A 2,510-nucleotide genomic window follows, 5' to 3' on the forward strand; every position below is an offset into this window, starting at 1 on the left:
GTCTTTATATGCCAATACTCTCTTTCGAAAATCCAGACTGTAGCCCATCTCACTTTATCCTTTGTCATATGAATCCAGCTATTATGTCATATTAATATGATTCTGCTATAGCCCGCGCAATATGCAGGGGCAGCCGGATGCGCTCCGGCTCTGGGCAATGGAAATGACGCTCAGTTCTGAGGCCGGTAAACAGCTCTATGACCCTATTCTGGATGGGTTACGTTCAGCCGTGCGTTATGACCGGACCTATTTTGATAAAATTGTCGCCTCGCTACTGCCTCTGCTGGAAAAACTGACCACAGGAAAAATCGCAGAGCTGTTATCACCGGATTATCTCAATATGGCGGACTTGCGCCCCATTTTCGATTGGGAACAGGTGATCCGCAAAAACGGCATTGTTTATATCGGGCTGGATGCACTGTCTGACAGTGATGTGGCTTCGGCAGTGGGCAACAGTATGTTTGCGGATTTGGTTAGTGTGGCCGGGCAGATTTATAAATATGGCATGAATGCAGGGTTGCCGGTTCGCTATGACGGAAAACTCGCGATAAATCTGCATTGTGACGAATTCAATGAACTGGTGGGGGATGAATTTATCCCGCTGATTAATAAAGGCGGGGGTGCCGGTATGCAGGTGACGGCCTATACCCAGACCTCCTCAGATATTGAAGCCCGTATCGGCAGTCCGGCCAAAACGGCGCAGGTGATAGGCAACTTCAATACCCTGATTATGCTGCGGGTGCGGGATAACCGGACAGCAGAGTTACTCACCAGCCAGCTGCCGGAAGTGGAAATCTACAGTAAGACATTGGTCTCAGGGCATTCGGATATTGCCGATGTCGAGCAGGGGCAGGATTTTACCTCGTCTACACAGGACAGGGTCGGCACGGTTAAAACACCGCTGGTGACGCCGGCTGAGATGATTAACCTGCCGAAAGGACAGGCATTCGCTTTATTGGAGGGCGGGCAGCTGTGGAAAATTCGCATGCCTCTGCCCACCGGTGATGACGATGATGCCCTGATGCCGGCGAGTTTGCAGAACATCGCCGAGCATATGCGGCGGCACTACCGCACCAGTGAAAACTGGTGGGAAAAAAGGGGTAGTTTCCGAAATGGCACAGTCAGAAAACCCGTCCCGTCAGCCTGCCCAACCGCCCCGCAGGCATGGCTTGCTGTATCGTGCGCTATGGGAATGGCCGTGGCAACTCATTGGCTTTATTGTGATGTCTTGGTTATTCAGTCTGTTACTGGAATACCTCGGGATGATTTTTTTCTGGCCGGATGAGGGCGCGGCTCACAGCCAGACGATGATGAAAACCGAGCTGCAATTTTTATCCACGGAATTTACCCGGAGTCTGTTGTTGTCAGAACCTTCACAGACGGTCTCTGAGTGGTTGATGCAGGCGTATCAATGGCTGTTTGTCGACAGTGGTTTTCTGCACTGGATACAGGGGCAGCACCAATATCAGCTTAATAGCCACAATGATTTTATACGTGAATTCAATGGGGTATTACAGGATATATCGGGTTATTTGCGGGAATATGCGCTGGCGACGGTGTTTATCACGATGGTCACGTTAATCAGGTTAGCTATTCTGGTGCTGTCTGTTCCGCTGTTTGTGATGGTAGTTTTAGTCGCACTGGTTGACGGACTGGGACGGCGGGATTTACGTCGGTATGGGGCAGGCTATGAATCGAGTTTTGTTTACCATCATGCTAAGCGGGGCATTAAACCCGCCTGTACCATTCCCTGTGTGCTGTATTTATCCTGGCCGGATGTGGTGTATCCCACGGTGATATTGCTACCTGCGGCACTCTTGCTGGGAATGGCGGTGGTGATCACAACGTCGATGTTTAAAAAGTATTTATAGCGCACGACGCTGGCATGCAAAACGGATTTTTGTTTTGCACTCCAGCGTCAGCAGATAAGTCGTATGGAGGCGCTTTTGTATGTAATGAATTGAGTCAATTAATTAACTCGGCAGCAAGATACCAATTTAAGAAAAATATTATATTTTTTAAATACATTGATGCTGAATTATCGTAGTTTATATTTTTAATTATCGTATAGTACCATTTTATTCTTTATATATACTATCTTCTACTATACTGGTAAGTGAAGGAGTTGATATATCCACAGTTAATTTTTTGACACAAAGGTGGTGGTATATAAAAAATTCACTCTAATTCTCATGCTGTTTAATTATGAGCTTAATTTATATAACTTAATGTTTTGTATTTGCATTTTGAAATTTTGTATTGTTACGATTAATTTGTTAATTAGTACCAGAGGGTGTTGTTTGTTTTTTCAAAAAGAAAGCTTCAAATCCACCAGTTTTTCCGATGAGTTTGAACTTGAATATTTTGATGTATACCTGTTTAAATAGAATATCTTGACGAATTTTAATCGTCAATCTTGGTTGCGTTAATCCACCGGTTTTAGCCAGTATTAGTTTGATTTTTTAAAGGTGGATCTATATTAAATATATTTATGAATAGCAATTCTCAAT

The 2,510-nt window shown here is 45.0% G+C and carries 1 protein-coding gene and 1 pseudogene; both read left to right on the forward strand.

What is annotated here, in order from left to right; genetic code table 11:
* Positions 1 to 112: 112 nt before the first annotated feature.
* Positions 113 to 1,090: pseudogene (gene traD, locus AACX38_RS05830) on the forward strand (conjugative transfer system coupling protein TraD); the annotation flags it as partial.
* Positions 1,091 to 1,112: 22 nt separating this feature from the next.
* Complete coding sequence (locus tag AACX38_RS05835; RefSeq protein ID WP_228865878.1) at positions 1,113 to 1,871, forward strand: TIGR03747 family integrating conjugative element membrane protein; 759 nt, start codon at positions 1,113 to 1,115, stop codon at positions 1,869 to 1,871.
* The last annotated feature ends 639 nt before the right edge of the window (positions 1,872 to 2,510 follow it).

The sequence above is a fragment of the Xenorhabdus sp. PB30.3 genome, assembly GCF_963895965.1.
Taxonomy (GTDB): Bacteria; Pseudomonadota; Gammaproteobacteria; order Enterobacterales; family Enterobacteriaceae; genus Xenorhabdus; species Xenorhabdus stockiae.

Coding starts and splice junctions, on each gene's coding strand:
- AACX38_RS05835 (WP_228865878.1), top strand. CDS start 1,113: ATGGCACAGTCAGAAAACCCGTCCCGTCAGCCTGCCCAACCGCCCCGC.